Annotated in this window: 23 protein-coding genes; 14 read left to right on the top strand and 9 right to left on the bottom strand. The window is 68.2% G+C overall.

Annotated elements, in window-relative coordinates; all coding sequences use genetic code 11:
• Positions 1 to 28 precede the first annotated feature (28 nt).
• From ACFVDO_RS00260 to ACFVDO_RS00250, 3 genes are all read left to right on the top strand, one after another.
• A complete protein-coding gene (locus tag ACFVDO_RS00260; protein ID WP_378858056.1) occupies positions 29 to 463 on the top strand; it encodes a DUF6325 family protein in 435 nt (144 codons plus the stop codon).
• A 1-nt stretch (position 464) separates the two neighbouring features.
• Positions 465 to 827 (top strand): SHOCT domain-containing protein, encoded by a 363-nt coding sequence (locus ACFVDO_RS00255; RefSeq protein ID WP_378858057.1) that lies wholly within the window; start codon positions 465 to 467, stop codon positions 825 to 827.
• Positions 828 to 953: 126 nt separating this feature from the next.
• A complete protein-coding gene (locus ACFVDO_RS00250; RefSeq protein WP_378858058.1) occupies positions 954 to 1,781 on the top strand; it encodes a mechanosensitive ion channel domain-containing protein in 828 nt (275 codons plus the stop codon).
• A gap of 9 nt (positions 1,782 to 1,790) precedes the next feature.
• On the opposite strand, the gene ACFVDO_RS00245 is transcribed toward ACFVDO_RS00250, so the two are convergent.
• From ACFVDO_RS00245 to ACFVDO_RS00235, 3 genes are read right to left on the bottom strand one after another with little or no spacing between them, the layout of a single operon-like run.
• A complete protein-coding gene (locus ACFVDO_RS00245) occupies positions 1,791 to 3,434 on the bottom strand; it encodes an MFS transporter (protein ID WP_378858059.1) in 1,644 nt (547 codons plus the stop codon).
• Entirely contained in the window at positions 3,431 to 4,384 is a 954-nt protein-coding gene (glsA, locus tag ACFVDO_RS00240; RefSeq protein WP_378858105.1) for a glutaminase A, read from the bottom strand. Before glsA ends, ACFVDO_RS00245 begins: the two co-directional genes overlap by 4 nt.
• Positions 4,270 to 5,151 (bottom strand): DUF998 domain-containing protein, encoded by an 882-nt coding sequence (locus ACFVDO_RS00235; protein WP_378858060.1) that lies wholly within the window; start codon positions 5,149 to 5,151, stop codon positions 4,270 to 4,272. Before ACFVDO_RS00235 ends, glsA begins: the two co-directional genes overlap by 115 nt.
• Before the next feature lie 201 nt (positions 5,152 to 5,352).
• On the opposite strand from ACFVDO_RS00235, the gene ACFVDO_RS00230 reads away from it, so the two are divergent.
• From ACFVDO_RS00230 to kdpC, 4 genes are read left to right on the top strand one after another with little or no spacing between them, the layout of a single operon-like run.
• On the top strand, positions 5,353 to 5,442 hold the full coding sequence (locus ACFVDO_RS00230; protein ID WP_378858061.1) for a potassium-transporting ATPase subunit F: 90 nt from the start codon (positions 5,353 to 5,355) through the stop codon (positions 5,440 to 5,442).
• Complete coding sequence (gene kdpA / locus ACFVDO_RS00225; RefSeq protein WP_378858062.1) at positions 5,442 to 7,115, top strand: potassium-transporting ATPase subunit KdpA; 1,674 nt, start codon at positions 5,442 to 5,444, stop codon at positions 7,113 to 7,115. Before ACFVDO_RS00230 ends, kdpA begins: the two co-directional genes overlap by 1 nt.
• Positions 7,112 to 9,247, top strand: a complete 2,136-nt coding sequence (gene kdpB / locus ACFVDO_RS00220) for a potassium-transporting ATPase subunit KdpB (RefSeq protein WP_378858063.1) — start codon at positions 7,112 to 7,114, stop codon at positions 9,245 to 9,247. The genes kdpA and kdpB overlap by 4 nt, the downstream gene beginning before the upstream one ends.
• 10 nt (positions 9,248 to 9,257) lie before the next feature.
• Positions 9,258 to 9,860, top strand: coding sequence for a potassium-transporting ATPase subunit KdpC (gene kdpC / locus ACFVDO_RS00215; RefSeq protein WP_378858064.1), 603 nt, complete (start codon positions 9,258 to 9,260; stop codon positions 9,858 to 9,860).
• A gap of 10 nt (positions 9,861 to 9,870) precedes the next feature.
• On the opposite strand, the gene ACFVDO_RS00210 is transcribed toward kdpC, so the two are convergent.
• Positions 9,871 to 10,455, bottom strand: coding sequence for a hypothetical protein (locus tag ACFVDO_RS00210; protein WP_378858065.1), 585 nt, complete (start codon positions 10,453 to 10,455; stop codon positions 9,871 to 9,873).
• Positions 10,456 to 10,521: 66 nt separating this feature from the next.
• Entirely contained in the window at positions 10,522 to 11,211 is a 690-nt protein-coding gene (locus ACFVDO_RS00205) for a hypothetical protein (protein ID WP_378858066.1), read from the bottom strand.
• Between the two features lie 247 nt (positions 11,212 to 11,458).
• On the opposite strand from ACFVDO_RS00205, the gene ACFVDO_RS00200 reads away from it, so the two are divergent.
• Genes ACFVDO_RS00200 through ACFVDO_RS00180 form a run of 5 tightly spaced genes read left to right on the top strand, consistent with a single transcriptional unit; the run spans position 11,459 to position 16,297 of the window.
• Positions 11,459 to 12,493 (top strand): iron-siderophore ABC transporter substrate-binding protein, encoded by a 1,035-nt coding sequence (locus tag ACFVDO_RS00200; protein WP_378858067.1) that lies wholly within the window; start codon positions 11,459 to 11,461, stop codon positions 12,491 to 12,493.
• Positions 12,490 to 13,539 (top strand): FecCD family ABC transporter permease, encoded by a 1,050-nt coding sequence (locus tag ACFVDO_RS00195; protein ID WP_378858068.1) that lies wholly within the window; start codon positions 12,490 to 12,492, stop codon positions 13,537 to 13,539. Before ACFVDO_RS00200 ends, ACFVDO_RS00195 begins: the two co-directional genes overlap by 4 nt.
• The gene (locus ACFVDO_RS00190; protein WP_378858069.1) at positions 13,536 to 14,594 is read left to right on the top strand and encodes a FecCD family ABC transporter permease; all 1,059 of its coding nucleotides are present in this window, start codon (positions 13,536 to 13,538) and stop codon (positions 14,592 to 14,594) included. The genes ACFVDO_RS00195 and ACFVDO_RS00190 overlap by 4 nt, the downstream gene beginning before the upstream one ends.
• Positions 14,591 to 15,397, top strand: coding sequence for an ABC transporter ATP-binding protein (locus tag ACFVDO_RS00185; RefSeq protein ID WP_378858070.1), 807 nt, complete (start codon positions 14,591 to 14,593; stop codon positions 15,395 to 15,397). Before ACFVDO_RS00190 ends, ACFVDO_RS00185 begins: the two co-directional genes overlap by 4 nt.
• A 42-nt stretch (positions 15,398 to 15,439) precedes the next feature.
• Positions 15,440 to 16,297, top strand: a complete 858-nt coding sequence (locus ACFVDO_RS00180; RefSeq protein ID WP_378858071.1) for a transposase — start codon at positions 15,440 to 15,442, stop codon at positions 16,295 to 16,297.
• Here ACFVDO_RS00180 and ACFVDO_RS00175 read toward each other — a convergent pair.
• From ACFVDO_RS00175 to ACFVDO_RS00160, 4 genes are all read right to left on the bottom strand, one after another.
• On the bottom strand, positions 16,294 to 16,707 hold the full coding sequence (locus ACFVDO_RS00175) for a GNAT family N-acetyltransferase (RefSeq protein WP_378858072.1): 414 nt from the start codon (positions 16,705 to 16,707) through the stop codon (positions 16,294 to 16,296). The genes ACFVDO_RS00180 and ACFVDO_RS00175 overlap by 4 nt on opposite strands.
• Before the next feature lie 26 nt (positions 16,708 to 16,733).
• On the bottom strand, positions 16,734 to 17,642 hold the full coding sequence (locus ACFVDO_RS00170; RefSeq protein WP_378858073.1) for a phosphotriesterase: 909 nt from the start codon (positions 17,640 to 17,642) through the stop codon (positions 16,734 to 16,736).
• 149 nt (positions 17,643 to 17,791) lie between these two features.
• On the bottom strand, positions 17,792 to 18,877 hold the full coding sequence (locus ACFVDO_RS00165) for a hypothetical protein (RefSeq protein ID WP_378858074.1): 1,086 nt from the start codon (positions 18,875 to 18,877) through the stop codon (positions 17,792 to 17,794).
• Positions 18,865 to 19,461, bottom strand: a complete 597-nt coding sequence (locus ACFVDO_RS00160) for an RNA polymerase sigma factor (protein WP_378858075.1) — start codon at positions 19,459 to 19,461, stop codon at positions 18,865 to 18,867. Before ACFVDO_RS00160 ends, ACFVDO_RS00165 begins: the two co-directional genes overlap by 13 nt.
• A gap of 779 nt (positions 19,462 to 20,240) precedes the next feature.
• On the opposite strand from ACFVDO_RS00160, the gene ACFVDO_RS00155 reads away from it, so the two are divergent.
• The gene (locus ACFVDO_RS00155) at positions 20,241 to 20,495 is read left to right on the top strand and encodes a DUF3892 domain-containing protein (RefSeq protein WP_378858076.1); all 255 of its coding nucleotides are present in this window, start codon (positions 20,241 to 20,243) and stop codon (positions 20,493 to 20,495) included.
• A 167-nt stretch (positions 20,496 to 20,662) separates the two neighbouring features.
• The gene (locus ACFVDO_RS00150; RefSeq protein ID WP_378858077.1) at positions 20,663 to 21,784 is read left to right on the top strand and encodes a DUF5677 domain-containing protein; all 1,122 of its coding nucleotides are present in this window, start codon (positions 20,663 to 20,665) and stop codon (positions 21,782 to 21,784) included.
• Positions 21,785 to 21,851 lie beyond the last annotated feature (67 nt).

The raw sequence follows: 21,851 nt of genomic DNA, 5'->3' as shown, positions 1-21,851 counted from the left end.
CACCCCCTTCTGTCGAAAGGAAGAACGCGTGACTGAATTCCGTTATGGACCCGTCGAGTACACGCTCGTCGGATTCGAAGGCGACCGACCGGATGCGGGGGTCGTCGATGCGCTCGCCGAGATCCTCGCCACCGGATACCTGCGACTGGTCGATTTCCTGCTGATCTCCAAGTCGGATGCCGGCGACGTGACCGTCGTCGAGGTCGAGGACGACCCCGAAGGACTGGATCTCGGCGACATCGCCCTTGCGGCATCGGGCCTCACCGGCGAGGAGGACATCGCCGAGTTCGCCGAACTGGTTCCGCCGGGAGGATCGGCGGCCCTGATCGCGGTGGAACTGACCTACGCCCGTGAGCTTGCGAGCCGTTTCGCATCATCGGGTGGTGTCGTGCTGCGGCACGAGCGTGTCCCCGCCCCCGTGGTCAACGCCCTCATCGACCACCTCGAGAACGAAGGAGCCTGAAATGCCCATGTTCCGCAGAATCGGACGCCCGGGCCTGGTCGGCCTCGCCGCCCGCACGGCCGTCGTGGCCGGCACCGCCGGTGCCGTGACCGGTGCGATGTCCAATCACCAGCAGCGCAAGGCGCAGGAGCAGTACGAGCAGGAGCAGTACGCGGCCGCTCAGCAGCAGGCGCAGATCGATGCGGCCGCGCAGGCAGCCGCGGCACAGTATGCCGCCCCGGTTCCCGCAGCACCTGCCGCACCCGCTGCGCCCGCCGGTGCGACCGATGTCGTCGCCGAACTGCAGCAGCTCGGCGCGCTCAAGCAGCAGGGACTGCTCAGCGACGCGGAGTTCGAAGCAGCGAAGGCGAAGCTGCTCGCCTGATCGATGACGTCCCCCGGGACGGGAGAGCGATGCAGTCATGGGCCAGTTGATCGTCCAGCTCATCCCCGACCGTCCTGGGGTCGTCCTCAGCCCGCTCGCCGCTTAGAACTCGACACAGGAAGACCCATGCCTGATCTCTCCGCACAGTTCGCCGGTGTCCAGTGGTGGCAGCTGGTCGTCGCGGTGATCATCGTCATCCTCGGATGGATCGCCGCCCATTTCGTGCACAAGGGCATGGCGGCCCTGCTGAACAGGGTGCCGAACATGCCGGAGGGCTACGTGCAGCCGGTGTCCCGCGGCGCCGAGTACCTCACCATCGCCTTCGGCATCGGCCTCGCGCTCGCGATCCTCGGCGCCAACATCCAGCCGGTGCTCGCCGTGGTCATCCTCGTCGGCGTCGTCATCGTGCTGGTGCTGCGCGGGACCGCCGACAACTTCGCCTCGAGCGTCATGATCCAGTCCAGGCGCACCGTCGAGGTCGGTGACATCGTGCAGGTCGACACCCCGAACGGCCCGATGACCGGCACCGTCACCGAGCTGAACGCCCGCGCGGTGATCCTGGTGAGTTCGGACGGTGCGACCGTGCACGTGCCGAACGCCAAGCTGCTGTCCGACTCGGTCGTCAACCTCTCGTCGCAGGGCAGACTGCGCAGCCAGGTTCAGGTGCGACTCGAACGGCGCGAAGACGACACTGTCGACGCGCTGCTGTCGCGGCTCACCGGAGTCGCAGGCACCGCATCCCCGTCGATCTCGGATCCTGCTGCCACCGTTCAGGCGGTCTCTCCCGAACGGGTCATCGCGACCGTACGGTTCTGGCATCCTCCGACCGATGGCGTCTCTGCGACGTCCGAGGTGGTCCGGGCTCTCAGCGACGCGTTCCACGCCGAGAAGCGCGAGGCCACCGTGAGCAGTGCCGGGGCTCCCGCCCCGCTCACCCCGCCCGACTCGGTCTGAGGACCGCCCTCAGGCGTCCTTCGGCTCGTCGCGCTCGTCCGGCGCGGGGATCTCGCCCGGACGGTAACGCGGCAGTCGGGATGCCGGGATCGCGGCGAGCAGGCTGATACCCGCGAGGATGAGGAATCCGAACCGCAGGGTGCGCAGGCGCTGCTCCTCGTTCAGGAGGACCGCCGCCTCGACCTGGGCGTCATCGGCATCGGTGCGCTCCAGCGCCGAGCGCAGATCGTCGTTGCTGATGAAGTTCACGTTGTCCAGCGGCACCTGCGCCACGAGCTCGGGCGGCAGTTCCGGATGCTCGGCGACGGCGCTGCCGATGCCGAAGCTCAGCGTGGTCACCAGCACGGCGCCCATGACGGCGGTGCCGACGGCCGAAGCCAGGTTCTGGGTCGTGCCGCGGATCGACCCGACATCGCCCGCGAGCTCCTTCGGGGCAGCGGTGACCAGCACGTTGAACACCAGGGTGACCAGCGCGCCCTGGCCGATGCCGAACACGATCAGGCCCAGGATCGTCGGCAGAGTCTCCCAGTTGTTCGTCACGACGAACGACAGCCACACCAGTGCGATCGTGGTCAGCGCGAACGAGAACAGGGCGATCGTGCGCGGAGTGTACTTCTTGTAGAACCGCACGATGAGCGTCGCGGTGACGAACACGGTGAGGTTGAACGGCATCATGGCCAGCGAGGTGTCGAACGGAGTTCGCCCCTGCACGACCTGGATGTAGGTCGGCACGGTGAAGTTCACCGCCGCCTCCATCGCGACGATGATGAACATCGCGTACACGGCGGCGCGCTCGCGCTTGTGGCCCAGCACGCCGAGATCGACCAGCGGCACCTGACCGCGGCGCATCCGCCGCCTGGTCCACAGGAAGAAGCACTGCCCGAACACGATGCCCAGCACGACCAGGATCGGCGCCGGCGACATCCCGCCGATGCTGAACGGCGCACCCTCGCGGGCGAACAGGATGCCCCAGCCGTTCAGGTTGTTGAACCCGACGGTGAGCAGCACGATCGCCGCGCCGATCAGCAGCGAGGCGACCACATCGATCTTGACCTCTGAATTGCCCTTGTCGGAGCGGAGCTTGAAGCTGAGCAGGAAGACCGCCACCGCGATGCCCAGGGTGATCATGAAGATCGGGCGCCAGCCGACGAAAGTGCCCAGCGTGCCGCCGATGAAGAATGCGGTGACGCCCGAGATCGCGCGCGCCGAACCGAGCGAACCGACAGCCGTGGCCTGCTGGTCGCCCTTGTAGTTCTCCGCGATCAGGGCGACCAGCGCCGGCACGATGATCGCCGCCGCGGCACCCGCAAGCACCTGGCCGGCGATCGCCCACCCCATGGTGGGCGCGAGGATCATGATCAGCGAGGATGCCGCGAACACCACGAGCACCGAACGGAAGATGAGCACCCAGCCGATGCGCTGACCCAGCTTCGCGCCGGTCATGACGAGCGCGGCGACGGCGAGGCCGTAGACCACGATGGTCGAGCTCGCGACGGTCGGCGGGACCCCGAAGTCCTGCACCATGCCGCCGAGCGAGATCGGCAGCGCTGCCACGTTGAACGACATCAGCACCTGGGCGAGGAACAGGCCGATCATCGGCACCCAGGACTGGCGCTCCGAAGTCGCGGGGGCTTGCTCTGCGGACGTGGTCATGATGCTGCTCCGTTCTGGGCCGCGCTCCACCGGGCGGAGGCGAACAGGTTGAGTCCGAGTGCGCGGGACAGGTAGGCGCAGGCACGCTGCGCGCGGATGCTGTTGCCTGCCCCGTCGAGCAGAGGGGAGAAAGCGCCGACGGCGCCCTTTCCGGGCGAGATCGCGACCATACCCCCGGATACACCGGACTTCGCCGGCAGGCCGATCTCGAACAGCCACTCCCCCGACCGCTCGTACAGCCCGCAGGAGGCGAGCACCGAGAGTGTGTCACGGCAGACCTCCGCCGAGACCACCTGCTCGCCGGTGAGCGGGTTCACGCCGCCGTCGGCGAGCGTCGCACCCATCACCGCGAGGTCGTGCGCCGTCACCGCCAGCGAGCACTGGCGGGTGTAGACGTCGACGGTCTCGGCAGGGTCGCCGTCCAGTCGGTCGTAGCTCTGCAGCAGCTGCGCGATCGCGCGGTTGCGGTGGTTCGTCTCGGACTCGGAGCGGTACACCTCGTCGTCGATCTCGAGCGATCGGCCCGCGAAGCGGGACAGCCCGTCCCGCAGATGGGCCCAGCGCTCTGCGGCATCCCGGCCCGGCAGCAGCGCGGTCGTGGCGATCGCGCCGGCGTTCACCATCGGGTTCATCGGGCTGCCGCCGTTGAGCTCGACGGCGACGACGGAGTTGAAGGCAAGACCCGTGTTGTTCACTCCCACTCGGTCGTGAACCCGCTCGTGTCCGACGGCGGCGCAGGCGAGGGCGAAGACGAACGCCTTCGAGATCGATTGGATGGTGAACGCGACGTCGGCGTCGCCCACCTCGTGCACCGTGCCGGCCACGCTGACCAGGCTCAGACCGAACCACTCCGGATTCGCCCTGGCCAGCGCAGGGATGTAATCGGCGACGGTGCCCTGGTCATGCCCGGCGTACCGGTCATGCGCGGTGCGCAGGAGCTCGTCGACCAGACCGGCAGCGGGCAGGTCTCCTGTCGAAGAGCGCTGCGTGATGTCCTGGACGTCGGCCTCGAACACGGTTCCTCCTCCGCCGCGGGCTCTCCCGAACCGTCGCGGACAGTCCGAGTCTTCCGCATCCGGTGGCCGCGCCGACACATGACGCGCTCGAAGAGGTGCACCCACGTGAGGATCATGCCGAAGGCGAGGATCTCGAACACGGTGAGAGAGATCCATCCGGCGACCAGCAGCCCCATGCCGACGAGCATCGCCGGTGCCGCGACAAGGGTCGCGATCCGCAGCATCCGCGAGCGGCGCCAGAGACCGACGCGATGCGCGATCAGCAGCACCGCGAACGAGAGCACCACCCCGTTCGTCGCGCGCTCGTGCGCGAGCGGGTCGACCGACAACGGGAACAGACCGATGCTGCTGAGGCTCGCGCCGAGTCCGGCGACGGCGAGCGACAGTAGCGCGGGGATTCTGCCGCGCAGCACGGGGGCTCTGCCGCGCAGCGCGGTGACTGTGCCCAGCGCCGCGCGCAGCGGCACGGCGGAGGCCGCGATGATCAGACCGCTGAGGACGAGACCGCCGTTGAAGAACCCGCTGGACAGGTCATCGGTCATGCCGAGCCTGCTGAAGTAGAGGCGCCACCAGCCGTGATCCGACGTCGTCGCGGCCGACACCGCGATCGCGGCGCACAGCAGCGTGGCGGCCCCGAGCACCCAGGTCAGCCGCGGGGCGCGCTGCAATGACCGCCGGATCGACGCAGTCACGAGGATCACGGCAGTCGTTCGGGTTCGTCGTCCGGGCAGTACGACGCAGAACTGCGCATGACCCATGATTACCGCAAATCGCTGAACGAACAACGATGGTCGACACATTCGCCCGACGCGGAAGACGCTCAGCGCCTGCCGCGCGTGGAATGGCGGATGCCGGTCGGCCGGGATTATGCTCTACGGGCAGTTCTTTCGAGGGAGAGGTCCTTGGGCATCATCGAAACCGTGGCCGCGCTCGTCGGCCTCGGATCCCTCGTCTACCTGGCATACGCGCTGCTCCACCCCGATCGGGTCTGATGGAGTGGTTCTTCGCGGCGTCGGCCCTGCTCACTGCCGCACTCGTCATCGGCCTGCTGTATCGCCCGCTCGGCGACTACATGGCCCGTGTGTTCACCACCGACCGTGACCTGCGCGTGGAAAGGCTGATCTATCGCCTCTCCGGCGTCGATGCGGACCGTCAGCAGTCCTGGCGTCGCTACCTGGCATCCGTGCTCGCGTTCTCGCTGGCCGGTTTCGTGCTCCTCTACGCGATGCTGCGTCTGCAGCCGGTGCTGCCGCTCTCGCTCGGCCTGCCGGGGATGAGCGCAGACCTCGCCTTCAACACCGCCGCTTCGTTCGTCGGCAACACGAACTGGCAGTCGTACGTGCCCGAGCAGACCGTGGGCTACGGAGTGCAGATGGGCGGACTCGCCGTTCAGAACTTCGTGTCTGCCGCCGTGAGCATGGCCGTCGCCGTCGCGCTCATCCGCGGCTTCGCCTCGCGCCGAGGCCGCAGCGGTCTGGGCAACTTCTGGGTCGACCTGGTGCGCGCGAATCTGCGGATCCTGCTGCCGCTCTCGGTGATCACGGCGGTGATCCTGCTCGCGGGCGGCGTCGTCCAGAACTTCTCCGACTTCACCGACATCCGCACCATCGCGGACGGATCGCAGTCCCTGCCCGGTGGCCCCGTCGCCTCGCAGGAGGCGATCAAGATGATCGGCACCAACGGCGGCGGGTTCTTCAACGCGAACTCCGCGCATCCGTTCGAGAATCCCACGGCGTGGACCAACGTGCTGCAGACGATCCTGCTGCTGCTCATCCCGTTCTCGATGCCGCGCACGTTCGGCACGATGGTCGGCGACCAGCGTGCAGGCTACGCCCTGCTGCTGACCATGTCCGTGCTGTTCGTCTTCGTGTATGTGCCGCTCACGGTGTTCGAGCTGCAGGGGGCCGGCACCGCTCCACAACTCGCCGGCGGCGGGATGGAGGGCAAGGAGCAGCGCTTCGGCGTCGTCGCGTCGACCCTGTTCGCCACCGCCACGACCGGGACCACCGGCGGCGCCGTCAACTCGATGCACGACTCGTACACGGCCTTCGGCGGCCTGATGCTGATGTTCGACATGACACTGGGCGAGGTCGCGCCCGGCGGCGCAGGGTCGGGAACCTACGCGCTGATGATCCTCATGGTGATCGCCGTGTTCCTCGCTGCTCTGCTGCTGGGCCGCTCGCCGGTCTATCTCGGCAAGCGCCTCGGGGTGCGGGAGCTCAAGCTCGTCAGCATCGCGATCCTGGTGCTGCCCGTGCTGGCGCTGGGCGGCATGGCCATCAGCTTCGCCGTGCCGACGATGCGGGACGACCTGCTGCGGAGCATGACCAACGACGGCTCCCACGGTCTGTCCGAGGTGATCTACGCGTTCATCTCGGCGGCGATCAACAACGGCTCCGCCTTCGCGGGCCTGAACGCGAACAATCCGCTGATGAACGTGCTGATCGGCGTGATCATCTTGCTCGGGCGCTTCATCCCCATCGCCCTCGTGCTGGCGCTCGCCGGTTCTCTCGCCACGCAGGGGAAGGCCGCCACGGCCGCCGAGCTTCCGCTGCACCGGCCGCAGTTCGTGGTGCTGCTGGTCAGCCTGATCGTGTTCATCACCGTGCCGATCTTCGTCCCCGTGCTGCTGGCCGGTCCGTTCGCAGAGGGGCTGGCCGGATGACCGCGCAGCTGCCCCAGGTGCACGAGCCCGCCGGCGTGATCGCCGTCAGCACGATCGGCACCGTGCTGCTGGACGCTCTGCGCAAGTTCGACCCGCGGTACCTGTGGCACAACCCGGTGCTGCTGCTCACCGAGATCGGCGCGGCGCTGACGACGTTCATCGCGATCGCCGAGCCGTTCGCCGGCGGGGCCATGCCCTCCGGCGGCACGGAGATGCCCGCGGGCTTCACCTGGCTGCTGGCGATCGGCTTCTGGGCCTGCCTGTACACGGCGACCCTCGCCGAGTCGATCGCGGAGGGGCGCGGCCGTGCGCAGACCGAGTACCTGCGACGGTCGCGGTCCGGCACCAGCGCGCGCAGGGTCCTCGAGTACGACCGCGCGAAAGACCCTGCTGCGCGCGAGGCCGCGATCGAGCGCGTCGATTCGCGGGGGCTGCGCCCCGGCGACGTGGTCGTCGTCGAGGCGGGCGAGCTGATCCCCGCCGACGGTGAAGTGATCTGGGGTGCGGCGGAGGTCGACGAGTCGGAGTTCACCGGGCATCCGGGGGCGGTGATCCGTCAGTCCGCCGGCGACCGCACGGCGGTCACCGGCGGCACCCGCGACCTGTCCGACCGGCTGGTGGTGCGGGTCGACGCCGCGCCGGATGCCGGAGCTGTGGAGCGCACCATCCGGCTGGCCAGCCGCTCCCGCCGCCAGAAGTCCCCGATCGAGGTCGCGTTCAGCGCGCTGCTGGCGTCGTTCTCGCTGTCGTTCGTGCTTCTGGTGCTGACGCTGAACGCGGCGGTGTCCCCCGTCGCGCCTCCGGTGTCGATCCCGGTGCTGGTCGCGCTCGTGGTCTGCCTGATCCCGACCGAGATCGCCGCGCTCATGTCGGTGACGGGCATCGCGGGGATGTACCAGCTGCTGCGACACGGCGTGCTGGTCACCTCTGCGAAGGCGCTCGAGACCGCCGGCGACATCACCACGGTGCTGCTCGACAAGACCGGAACGGTCACCCAGGGCAACCGCACCGCCGTGGCATTCCTGCCGGTGGGAGGGAACAGCCAGGAGCGGCTGATGCGCATGGCCGCGGAGGCCTCAGCGGACGACCCGACGCCCGAGGGCGCGTCGACCGTGCAGCTGGCGGCCCGCTCCGGCATCGAGCTGCACCATGCCGTCGTGGAGCAGGGCGTCTTCGTGCCGTTCAGCGCCGCCACCCGGATCTCCGGCGTGGATCTGCCCGACGGCACCGGCATCCGCAAGGGTGCCGTCTCGGCTGTCGTCGCGTGGCTGAAGCAGCAGGGCACGCAGCCCCCTCGCGAGATCATCGCCGAGCTGAAGCAGCGCGCGCAGGAGATCGCCGAGACCGGCGGCACGCCGCTGGCCGTGGCGATCAAGGTCCCGGGCGACCGCGGCCGGGCGCTGGGCCTGATCCACCTGCAGGACGTGGTGAAGGAGGGCGTGCGCGAGCGCATCAGCGGGCTGCACGAACTCGGCGTGCGCACCGTGATGGTGTCCGGAGACCACCGGCTGACGGCGAAGGCGATCAGCGAAGAGGTCGGCATCGACGAGTTCGTGGGTGACACGACCCCTGAGGACAAGCTCGAGATCATCCAGAAGGAGCAGAAGCAGGGACACCTGGTCGCGATGAGCGGCGACGGGATCAACGACGCCCCTGCGCTCGCCCGCGCCGACATCGGCATCGCGATGAACACGGCGACGGCGGCGGCGAAGCAATCGGCCAACATGATCATCCTCGACGACGACCCGAGCCATCTCGTCGACATCATCGAGGTCGGTCGTCGGCAGATGGCGACCCGCGGCGCGCTCATCACCTTCAACTTCGCCAACGACGCGGTGCGCTACTTCACCCTGTTCCCGGCGCTGTTCGTGGGAGTCTTCCCCGGACTGGACGCGCTGAACATCCTGCGGCTGCACACCCCGGCATCCGCCATCCTGTCCACCGTCATCTTCAGCACGGTCGTGATGGGCGTGCTGATCCCGCTCGCGCTGATCGGAGTGCCGTACCGCACCACCGAACTGCGCACCTCGCTCACCCGAAATCTCATCATCAACGGACTCAGCGGCGTGCTGGTGCCGATCATCGCCATCAAGGTCATCGACCTCGTGGTCAGCCTGTTGCCGGGATTCTGAGGAGAACGTCATGGCCACTCGCACGTCACGGTCGCTCAAGATGCTGTGGACCGCCCTGCGCATCACCCTGATCCTCACCGTGCTGCTCGGCATCGCGTACCCGCTGCTGATCACCGGCATCGGCCAGGCCGCGCTGCGCGACCAGGCGAACGGGTCGCTGGTGCACCGGCCCGACGGCACGGTCGCGGGGTCGTCGCTGATCGGGCAGAGCTTCACGGATGCCGCGGGCGCCCCCCTGCCGCAGTACTTCCAGTCCCGGCCGTCCGCGGCGGACTACGACGCGAAGGCCTCGGGCGGATCGAACCTCGGTCCGGAGAGCGAGAAGCTCATTGCGCAGATCGAGGAGCGTCGCACGCAGATCGCGGAATTCAACGGCGTCGCGGCCGATGCCGTGCCGACCGATGCCCTCACCGCCTCGGCCTCGGGACTCGATCCGCACATCAGCCCGGAGTACGCGCGGATACAGATCGGACGGGTCGCCACTGCGCGCGGGATGTCGGCGGAAGCGGTGACGGCACTCGTCGACAGGTTCACCGCGAGCCGCGACCTGGGCTACCTCGGTGACCCCCGGGTGAACGTCGTGGAGCTGAATCTGGCGCTGGATGCCGCATAGCCGGCCTCCGTCACGCAGCAGGAGATCGAGTCTCCTGCGTTCGCTGCCAGACGTGCCAGGCGACACCGACGAATGCCGACAGCATGAGGAGATCGGCTCCGACTGCGACCGCGTCCACCCGCACGACTCTCGCCAGTGGAAACGCTGCGGCCGCGATGCAGAGGAGCGCCGCGGTCCACCGCGGCGCCGATCGAGTGCGCCAGTAGAAGATCCCGAGGATGATCAGGGCGGTGGGAAACATCGGTCCGGCGATCAGCAGCACGGCAGCGCCCGCAACGGGGTAGTCCTTGAAGGTACCCAACGCGGAGCTGTCGGTGGATCCGAGCACGTCCTCGAAGAACCCCTGCAGTCCGAAGGCGATGGTCCCGAACATACCGATCAGTACGAGCAGCAGCCACAGCCACGACGCGGTCGGCAGGGGGCGACGCAGCCTCTGATACTCCCCGATGAGCCCGAACATCCACGGCACCGTCGAGACGGCGATGAGCATCCCGCCGACGCTTCCATAGTGCCCGTCGACCCAGAACAGCGGCGACAGAGCGAAGAGCACAGGACCTGCGACGAGACCCATGGCCTGCACGCGACGAGGCTCCATGACCGGAATGGTATCCGATCGGGTTGGCGGCGCGTTCTGCGGCGACCCGAATCGTCCCGACAGGCTTCAGCGACGCCGTCGCATTCGCCAGTACTCCGGCGGTCCGTCGCTCGGATGCCGCGGACGGTAGGTCTTCCAGGCTGTGAGATAGCGGCGGCCGCCATAGCCGATGGCGATGCCCGTGATGCCGAGCCCGATGATCACGCCGACCGCGACGGCGCCACCGGCGGGCACCCCGAGCACTGTGCAGAGACCACCTGCGAACATGCCGCCCATCGAGGCGGTGACCAGCACGCTGAGCATGAGCGACGACCCGAGCACCTGCTCGAACGATCCGCGCTCGCGCAGGAACGAGTACGTCACCCGCATCCCGAGCTCGTCGTCGTGGATCGATGCGAGGAAGGCATCGGATGCCGCCGGATCGATCTCTGCATACGCACCGCGGATGCGATTCATCGCCGTGACGTACATGAAGTCCTCCTCCGACACTGCAAGGACGCGGATGAGAGTGAGGATGCCGACCACGCTGAGGAAGGCGAGGATGCCGAGCGCCGCGACCGGGAACCAGGTCGTGAAGTGCGTCGCCTGACCGAGCAGACCGACCGTCACGAGACCGGCGGAGACCAGGGTGAGGTAGATCGAGATCCGGGTCAGCACCTCGCTCTGCGCCGTGCTGCGCGCGGCGAGGAGACCCCAGTGCTCGGTCGCGAGGATCTGCAGCCTGCGGGCGAGTTCGGCGTCGTCCCCAGTCGCCATGCTCCATCGTCCCACCGCGAGACGGCGGGCGGAAGTGCGCCTTCAGGCCTGGACCACGCGGCCGCTGCCCGGGAGCGCGCCACCGAAGGTGATCGCCGCGGCCTCGCGAACCGCGTCGTGCCATGGGTCGGCACACCAGTCTCCGGCACCCGTCGCCGAGTGACAGGTCCTGCGCCACCGGTTCACGGCGCGCAAATTGGATAGGTTAGGCTTACCTTTATTCCCGCTCTCTTACCCGAGGATCTCCATGCCTTCTCCCCGCCTGCGTCACGGCGTCGCCGTCCTCAGTCTCCTGACCGCAGGGATGCTCGCGCTCTCTGCGTGCTCCTCCGGAACAACGGAGAACACCGACGCCTCGGCCGACTCCGGCTCCGCGTTCCCCGCGACCATCGAGCACGTCTACGGCAAGACGGTCGTCGAGACCGCGCCGAAGAGCGTCGCGACCGTCGGCTGGGGCAGCTTCGATGCGGCCATCGCCCTCGGCACGATCCCGGTGGCGATCCCGACTTCGGCGTTCGGCGACGCCGACGGCGACGGCTATCTGGAGTGGACCCACGACGCGATCACCGCGGCGAAGGCCGACCTGCCTCCGCTGCACGACGAGACCGACGGCATCCCCTACGAGGAGATCGATGCGACTGCACCCGATCTGATCCTCGGCACGAACTCCGGCCTGACGCAGCAGGAGTACGACACTCTCAGCAAGATCGCGCCGACCGTCGCCTACCCCGGCGCGGCCTGGGGCACCTCCTGGCGCGACTCCACCACGATGGTGGGCACCGCCCTGGGCAAGTCGGCGGAGGCCGAGAAGCTGATCGCCGACACCGAGAAGAGCATCAGCACCGAGATGGCGAAGTACCCGGCTGCCGAGGGCAAGACCGGCATGGTGATGTGGGTGGATGCCAAGGACCTCGGCAAGGTGCAGTACTACACGCCGCAGGACACCCGAGTGCAGTACCTGAACGACCTCGGCTTCGCGACACCGCAGTCGATCAAGGATCTCGCCGCAGATGAGAAGGGCTTCGTCGCCACGATCTCCGCCGAGGAGGCGGACAAGCTCGACGCCGACGTCGCGGTCATCTATGTGCAGGGCGGAGACCTGTCGACTCTGCAGAACGACCCCTTGCTGAGCCGCATCCCCGCGGTCAAGTCCGGAGCCGTCGCACAGATCGACGACGAGGCCCTGCTGATGGCCATCTCCGCACCGACCGTGCTGTCGATCCCGTGGGCGCTCCCGACCTACGCCAAGATGCTCGGCGAGGCTGCCGCACACGCCGGATGACGATCGCCCCCGCACCGACGACGCCCGCGCAGGGCTCGGGTCAGCGCCGCGGCGCGCACCTGAGCCCGGCATGGGCCGTCGTCGTGTGCCTGGGGGTGCTGATCGCGGCTGCCGCCCTTTCACTGGCACTCGGCGCCCGGGTAGTGCCGCTGGATGCGGTGTGGGACGCGTTCTTCCGCCCTGACGGCTCGATCGACCAGGTCGCGGTGCTGTCCCGCGTCCCTACGACGGTCACCGGTCTGCTCGTCGGCGGAGCGCTCGGCATGGGAGGAGCGCTCATGCAGGGAATGGCGCGCAATCCGCTCGCAGATCCCGGGCTGCTGGGCGTCAACGCCGGCGCCGCGCTCTTCGTCGTGCTGGGCATGTCGCTGCTCGGCTGGCAGGCGCCGCTCGCGATCGTGTGGTGCGCCCTCGCGGGTGCCGCGGTCGCGGTCGTCCTCGGCTACGGGGCCGCCGCCGCCAGCCCCGGCGGAGCGACGCCGGTCACCCTCGCGCTCGCCGGCGCCGCGGTGACGGCGATCGCGGGGTCGGTGATCACCGGCATCCTCATCGTCGACCAGTCCACCCTGAACAGCTACCGGTTCTGGCAGCTCGGATCTCTCACGGCGGCGTCGTTCTCGACGCTCGCCCAGCTGGGCGGATTCCTCGCGCTCGGCGCCGTACTCGCCGTCGCGTGCTCCGGGCGGATGAACGCCCTGGCGCTCGGCGACGACGTCGCCCGCGGACTCGGCGTGCGGGTCGGGACCGCACGTGTCACCGCCGTGATCGCCGTCGTGCTGCTGTGCGGCACGGCGACGGCCCTCGCCGGGCCGATCGGCTTCGTCGGCCTGGCCGTCCCGCATGCCGTGCGGTTCCTGGTCGGCGCGGACTACCGCTGGATCGTGCCGCTGTCGGCCGCGGCCGGCGCCGCCTTCCTGCTGATCTGCGACGTGATCGGGCGCATCCTCGCACGCCCCGGTGTGCTCGAGGTCGGCATCGTCACCGGTCTGATCGGCGCCCCCGTCTTCATCGCGCTGCTGCGCAGAAGGAAGGCGATCGGCCTGTGAGCGCACTCGACCTCGGACGCACCGGCCCGCCGGTGCCGGATGCCCCCACCCTGCTGCGCGTCGCACGACGCCGGAGCGCCACGCGCGACGGCATCCTGATCGGTGTCTTCGGCATCGTGGTGATCGCGCTGCTCCTGGTCGCGCTCGTCTTCGGACCGAAGACCATCCCCCTGCCCGACGTGCTGCGCGCCCTGGGCGGACAGACGGTGCCGGGGGCGAGCTTCGCGGTCATCGAGCTGCGCCTCCCCCGTGCGATCGGAGCGCTGCTGGTCGGTGCGGCCTTCGGTCTGGGCGGGATGCTGTTCCAGACGCTGCTGCGCAACGTACTCGCGAGTCCCGATGTCATCGGCATCAGTGCCGGGTCGAGCGTCGCCGCGATCACCGTGATCTCGTTCTTCGGCGCATCCGGGCTGGTGGTCTCCGGCGCGGCGATCGCCGGCGGGTTGCTGACAGCGCTGCTGATCTGGGTGCTCGCGTACCGCCGCGGGCTGTCGGGGCTGCGCTTCGTGCTGGTGGGCATCGCCGTCGCCGCGGCGCTGCAGGCCGTGATCAGCTACGTGCTCACCCGCTCCGACATCAACGCGGCGGAGCAGGCGACGGTGTGGATGGCCGGTTCGCTCAGCCGCAGCCTCTGGGACCAGCTCGGCCCCACCGCCCCGGTGCTCATCGTCCTGCTCGCCGGCTCGCTGGTGGCCGCCACGCGGTTGCCGGTGCTGCGCCTCGGGGATGACTCGGTGACGGCTCTCGGCGCCCGGCCGCAGCGCACCAGGACGCTGCTGATCCTGTGCGCGGTGCTCCTCGTCGCGGTCGCGACCTCGCTCACCGGGCCGATCGCGTTCGTCGCCTTCCTGGCCGGGCCGATCGCGCTCCGCGTGGTTCGTCGGGACTCGGCTCTGCCGGTGGCGTCCGCCCTGATCGGCGCGATCGTCGTGCTCGGCGCCGATGCGGTGGCCCAGCACGCCTTCCCCACAGACCTGCCGGTCGGGGTGGTCACGGGGGCGATCGGGGCGCCCTTCCTGTTGTGGCTGCTGATGAGAGGACGCACTCGCGCATGACGGATCAGACCATGTCGCACTCGCTGGAGGCCCGCGATCTCGTCGTCGGGTACGACGGCGAGCCGGTGATCGACGGCCTCTCCCTCGCCCTGCCCGGCTCCGGGATCACGATGATCGTCGGCGGCAACGGCTGCGGCAAGTCGACGCTGCTGCGCTCGCTCGCCCGGCTGCTGCGTCCGCGCAGCGGGTCGGTGCTTCTGGACGGCGCCTCGATCGCCCGGCTGCCCACGAAGGAGGTGGCTCGTGTCGTCGGGCTGCTCCCCCAGGCGCCGGTGGCACCGGACGGGATCAGCGTGGCCGATCTCGTCGACCGAGGACGTACACCGCACCGGGGCTGGCTCGGCGGCCGCGATCGCCGTGACGACGAGGTCGTCGCCGACGCCCTGCAGGTGACCGGGATGGCCGCCTTCGCCGACCGCCCGATCGACGAGCTCTCCGGTGGTCAGCGCCAGCGCGCCTGGGTGGCGATGGCACTGGCTCAGGAGCCCGACATCCTGCTGCTCGACGAACCGACCACGTATCTCGACCTCGCCCACCAGGTCGAGCTGCTGCAGCTGCTCGTGCGCCTGTCGCGTGAACGAGGAACGCAGGTCGTCGTGGTCATGCACGAACTGAACCTCGCGACGCGATACGCCGACCATCTCATCGCGATGCGCGAGGGGCGGATCGTCGCCGAGGGCGCACCGGGCGACGTGGTGACGGTGGAGCTGCTGCGCGAGGTGTTCGATCTCGAGGCTGTTGTCGTCCCCGATCCTGTCGCCGGCACGCCGATGATCGTGCCGGTGGACGTGCACCGCGGCTGAGCGGCGGTCGCCAGGGCGTAGGCTCACGACCATGGAGGCTCGATGACCGACGCTCCGTCAGACGAGCAGCTGCTGGCGACGGCGGCCGTCGAGTTGTATGCGCTCGCGCCCTCCGCGTTCATCGCGGAGCGCAACGCGCGGGCGTCCGAGGCATCCGATCCTGCGCTGGCGAAACGGATCCGCGCGCTGCCGAAGCCGTCTGTCGCTGCGTGGGTCGTGAACGTGTTCGCGCAGGAGCGGGCGGACCGGCTCGCCCAGGTGCTGCTGCTCGCCGCGGAGCTGCGCGAGGCGCAGGACGATCTCGACGCGGCGGCGCTCGCGAAGCTGGGTCGCGACCGGCGCGCGCTGACCGCGCAGCTCGGCCGAGAGGCCGTGGCGCTCGCATCCGACCGCGGCGAGCGGGTCACGGCGTCGACGTCGGATGCCGTGCAGCGAACCATCACGGCGGCCTTCTTCGACCCGGATGCGGCGGCAGCGGTGGCATCCGGTCGTCTGGTGCGCGAACTGTCCGGCGAGCCGGTCGACCTGGCTGCGGTGGTAGGCGGCGAGGTTCCGGCGCCTGCCGCTGTCAAGGCCATGCCCGAGGACGAGCTGCGCGCTCGGCGTGATCGCAAGGACGCCGAGCGGGCGGTACGCGAGGCCGAGAAGGAGCACGAGCGCGCGGAGAAGGAGGTCGCACGGGTCGCGGCCGCGCGGACGGATGCCGAAGAGCGTGCAGAGCGACTCGAAGCGAGGGCCGTGGAGCTGGCATCCGAGTTGGAGCGGGTGCGGGGCGAGGCGGACGGGGCGCGAGCGCTCATAGCCGCGGCGGTTGCGAAGGAAAGTGCAGCGGCGGAGCGATTCGGTGCAGCGGGGAAGACACTGGAGCGCGCCCGCCAGGAGCTGGCGAGGAAGAGCTAGCGGGGTTCGACGAGTCGGAACATCCCGGTCATGTCCCCCGTCGAGAAGCCGTGCGCGCGATACAGTGCGCCGCCTTCGGGCGTCGCGAACAGACCGACGAACGCCGTGGACGGCGCCGCTGCGGCGATCTGGTCGAGCAGGTTCTGCAGGAGTGCAGTGCCCAGGCCGGTGCGCTGCTGCGCAGGGACGACGGCGAGATCCTGCACGTAGAAGTACTTCACGCCGTCACCGACGACGCGGCCCATGCCGACCGGCGAACCGTCGAGCAGAGCGGTGACGCCCACGCAGGAGCCGGCGAGCGAGTCGCCAAGCGTCGCCCAGTCGAAGGCATGATCCCAGCCCACCTGCTCGGCGATAGTGCGGTGCTCGGCGGCGGTCGGGATGCGGCTCAGGATCTGCCAGTCGGTCACCGAGCCATTCTCCTCCTCCGAGTGCTTCAGTCCGTGCCGGTGAGCAGCCGCCACACGTTCGCGGTCATGATCTGCTCGGTGACCTCGGCGGGGACGCCTGCCGAGATCAGTTGCGGCGTCGTGTCGGTGATCGTCCGGGAGTATCCCGGTCCTCCGCCCGCGATCCGACCGCTCGGCGTGCACACGTCATGAGAGATCAGCAGCTGAGAGCCGAAGCTCCGCCGCACCATCTCGACGGCGTTCGCGATGCGCGCTGCCGCGATCTCGGCGCCTGGAAAGCTCTGCGTGTCGTACATCACGAAGGCCCCGCGCTCGGCGAGCCGCGTGTGGTAATCGACATCCGGGTAGAGGTCGCAGTGCCCGACGCCGACGCGGCGCAGGTCGACGCCTTCCTCCTCGAGCACGTCCAGCTGCCAGGCGCCGACCTCGCTCATGACGGCGTGCAGCACGATGCCGAGCCCGGTCTCGCGCTGGGCGCGAGCGCAGGCGCGCAGCACGCGCTCCTCCACTCCAGACAGGTAGGCGTGGTCGGCGCCGATCTCGCCGATCACACCCGGGCGAATGCCGTCCTCCCCCTCCGCGATGTCGGCCAGCAGAAGCTCGGTGAGCTGAGCGACCGAGAGCTGATTGAAGTCCTCGGGGTAGAAGGACTCCCGGTACCACCCGGTGCCCATCACGATGTGGACGCCGGACTCCTCGGATGCCCGGCGTAGGAGCGCCGGCCGCCGGCCCAGGTCGCCGCTGGTGAGGTCGACGACTGCGCCGCCACCGACCTCCTTGAGCGTCGAAAGGTCGGCGATCGCTCCGTCGAGGTCGTCGAGCGGCCCCTCACCCATGCCGAGCTCCTTGCACAGGATGTGCTCGTGCGGCATCGTTTGCCCGAGCTCGTCGACCGCGAGCGGACCGCGCACCGTCATCACCTGAACACTCGCCATGATCCGAAGGTATCGAGGCGGGGAGGTGCGGTCGTGGGCGTGCAGTGCGGATGACTTGACGAGTAGCGCAGTGTTCGGCGCTGCCGTGATATGCGGAAAGCGCCGGGTCGCGCCCGAAGGAGGCGACCCGGCGCTTCGCGGAGTTCCTGTCAGTCGTCGTAGGCGTCAGTCTGCGGAACGGAGTCCACGACGTCCACGCTGATCGTCTCCGTGCTGGAGAAAGTCCCGTCGGGGACGAACGCCGGGGTCTCGAAGTCGGCGAGCCGCTCCTTGTTGCCGTCACCGACGTAGACAGCACCGCGATGAATCTCGCTCTGCACCGCGATGATCTGCCCCTTCGCCGTGTCGATGGTCAGCCGGTATGTGCCCCATTCGCCCTTGTACTGCACGACGGAGAGATCACCATCGGTCGATACAACCTCCGCTCCGTCAGTCAATGCCAAGGCCCTCAGCACTGTTGCTCGATCCCGGCCGGACGCATTTGCGAAGTCCGCATCCCCCACCACACGCCAGAGCTGGTCGAGGGCAGGTTCACCGGTGGCAGTCCCACCCTCGGCGCTCGCGATCCACGCATCGAGGAATGCCTGCGGATCCTCGGGAATCCTTCCCTGCAGCTTCCCTTCGAGGAACCGCGAACCAGGAGCGCGACCTTCCGTCCGCCAGACCTCGCCGGGAGCCTGCTCGCCGATCTTCGCTGTACCGCCCGGGACGTAGTACTCAGCCCAGGCGGCATCTGCCGCTGCGGTGTCACCATACGCCTGGATCCCGTAGTAACCGCTCGTGTCCTGAGTGACATCATCCGATCGGTCGGCCGACCGGTAGGAGATGTCCGTCGAGCCGGTCAGCACGGCAGCGACCGGGTGGACCGGTACCGCTGAGAACGGCTCCGCATCGGTCTGCCAGCCCTCGTTGAGGTAACTGATGCTCTCACGCACGATCTTCGTGCGCAGGAACTGCCCCTCTTCGAGGGAGGTGTCGTAGAGGTCGACCTGCAGCGCGGCCGCGTTCTCGAGGACCTCCTGCGCGCTGGCCGCCTGTGGGAGCAGCCCTCCGACCAGAGTTCCCGCCACGACCAGACCAGCCGCCAACACGCCGCCACCGATCACCATTCCTCGCGAGGAACGACGGCGGTCTCCCCCACCTGAAGCGATCGCGGCCTCCAGCGACGCCCGCGCCACCGACAGGTCACTGGCACCGGACTGGCGCATCTCGCGCACCTTGTTCATGCTGTCCATACGATTGTTCCTCCGTTCTCGGTTGAAGACCTCACTGCCGACGCCGCCAGTGGCGGCGCAGACAATCGGGCACGGATCCGACTGAGCCGCGATCGCACCGTCCCCACGGGCACCTTCAGGGCGGCGGCAACCTGCTCATAGGTCAGGTCGCCCCACGCATACAGCAGCAGAGTGTCGCGGTCGCGCCGGGAGAGCGCGGCGATCTGCGGGCCCAACGCGCGAATCGCGGCGGCCGCATCGGCCCGCTCAGAGGCCCTCGCCTCTTCGTTCGGCGCGATGAACTCTGTGACCTTCGCCGAAGCCACGAGCCGGCGCCAATGGGCCGACTCCTGGGCGCGGTGTCGATGGATCAGCCGGGTCGCTATCCCGAGCAGCCACGGCTTCGCCGAATCGACCGTGAGGTCGAACTTCGCGCGCTGCCGGAATGCGACCAGGAAGGTCTCACTCAGTACATCGTCTTTCGCAGTCTCTCCAATCCGAGACAAGATGAACGCCTCCACGTCTTTCGCGTGGCGCTCGAAGATCTCAGAGAATCGGGCAGGCGACTCTATGGACGCCTGAATGCACTCGCTGTCTTCGCTCACACTGGATATTGCTTCCCCCGGCTCGTACGGTTCCAAGATCGGTCACGTCGCCGGTAAAAGCCCACCACGAAGAACGGGGAAAGGCGAGCGGTGCGCAGTTCTCGAAGGGACGCGATACCGTCCAGAGAACGGACGAGGCCCTGGTGAGATCTGATATCTCACTAGGGCTTCTCTGTCGGGCTGACAGGATTTGAACCTGCGACCCCTTGAAGGATCCGGTCGATTTCCGGTCTCCGCCGATCATCTCAGGAACTCGCGGATTCCCTTGTGTTTACAGGGAAGCGAGCGGTTCGCTTGGTCCGAGTGTAGCCGGTTGGTGGCGGGTCTTGGCGGGTGAATTAGATGGGTTCTGATGGGTCTGGCTTCGGACTCGCGCCAAGAAAATTGACCGGCTCGAGCGGGATCCGGATGGAGTGGCGGATTACTGATCGGTGGCCAGCGCGCACGATGTCAAGTTGCGTGGAGTCGTTCGGGTTCAGGAGGTTGAGGGACGGCTCAGCGCGTTTGGAACGCCTCGACCTGACAAAGCGTCGGCGGTCGTGCGCGTAGGGAGCCGCTACCGCGCAAAGCATCGAGCGGTGCATATGCGCACTAGACGCCACGCACGACTCGTCCTGCCCGCGCAATGACAGCCAAGGACTCACGACGCGATTCCACGCACGCTCAGCCGCCGACTTGCGCACGAGTCGGTGGCTCCGCCGCGTTGCCGCGATGTCGGAGGCTTCTGCCATGCTGAAGCCCCCTCGCAGCGAGCGGGGACGGAACGATCGGAGAACGTAGTGGCAGATGCCGAGATCAAGAATGTGCGGAAAGACCGGAGCGGTGACATCACGCATGTCGGCGTCACGGGGCGATGGGATTGGCCCGTTGCACAGGTCGTCGCGTCGATCGAATCGCGCAGCAACACGTTCTACGTCAACTGCCCGCAGCGTGCCGACGTCTATGTCGCCCAGACTTCCACTGGACGAAAGTTTCTCAAGACGACGGCGGACACGACGACGAAGAACAACCTGGACAACCTGCCACCGCTGTAGCGGGGACCGGGCCGCGCGGACCGGCGTGCGCACATCCATTGGCAGCCTCAACAGTGCTTAGCGGCAGGCCCTCATACACTCCGCATGCCTGGGCAGACCCACCGCTGGTCGCGCAACGGACGCGCTGAAGACCGGCTTCCGCACGATTGCGGACCTAATGTGTGCTTATGGACAACGGTGAGGACGCAGCGGCACCCGATCCCGTGGTCGATACGGAACACGAGGACGTGATTCTGAGACGCCTGTCGCGTCGCATTCGAGGAGCTCGATCGAACCCATCGCCAAAGCGCCTCCACAGCGCGTTCTTGGTGAGTGACGCGGAGTACTTCTGGGACCGCCACCTCCGGGACCTCGTCAACGACGCCTTGGGGCTTGGTGTCGCTCGCGCCAGAGGCCTCGCGCCGTTCGGGGAGGTGATCGGCGACGCTTTCGAGACGACTCGATACCTGCTCGCTGGCTATATCCAGTTGGCCGGCAAGATGAACGACCTCGCGCTGTCGAAATGGATGCCACAAAGCCATCGAACAGCGCCGAAGGTTCAGGCCCTCGCGCAGCTTCACGCTCGATCACTGATCTTGGTTGAGGAGGTCTTCGTGCTCACGACGATGGGCTACCCGTCGGGCGCGCTCGCTTTAGCGCGGACGTTGCACGAGGTCCGGGTAATCGCGAAGTTCCTCCGCCGCTTCGAGGCAAAGTTGTCTGAACGCTACCTTGAGAGCCACATCGTCGACATGTGGAAGTCAGTCGACGATCTGAGACCGAGTGGGGCCGCGCGCCGGAGCAGCCAATGGCTTGCGGTTGAGCGCGAGCTCGAGAATCGCTTCAATGCGGTCATTGCGACGCACGGTGAGTCCATGCTGATCGAGAACGGGTGGGCGCTACCGCGATTCATCAGGACAAGTGCGCAGACCCGGCACCCGCGTCGGATCCCATTTTCTCGGCTCGAGAATGAGGTGAAGCAGCCGAGCGACAGGGCACGATACCGTTACGCCAGCCGTCACGTGCACGCAACCAGATTGGGCAACATCAGCGCGCTGCGAAGTAGCGACCCAGGTGTCGCCCTCCTCGGACCTCGACCGTACGACCTCGATAGAGCCGCCCTCCAGGCAATGTGGGACGTGCAAGACGTGACGGAATCTCTGCTGCGATCATGCGGGAAATTCACGGATGATCAAGACATCTACTACTGGCTCGAAGCGCTCGACCAGCTCTCCTTCGTGATCCGCGATTCGCTAAGTCACGGTCAAGAGATTCTCGACGACATCTTCCCCACAGACCACGACCAATAGGCCCGCAGTGCCGACGGCGGCATCGGCTTGCGCATCGACGCCGGCACCGGCCCGTTGCCTGCGCGTA

Origin of the sequence: Microbacterium sp. NPDC057741 (assembly GCF_042798735.1) — a bacterium.
GTDB lineage: Bacteria > Actinomycetota > Actinomycetes > Actinomycetales > Microbacteriaceae > Microbacterium.
Note: the sequence above shows the minus strand (reverse complement) of the source record. Positions and strands in the feature narration are given on the sequence as shown.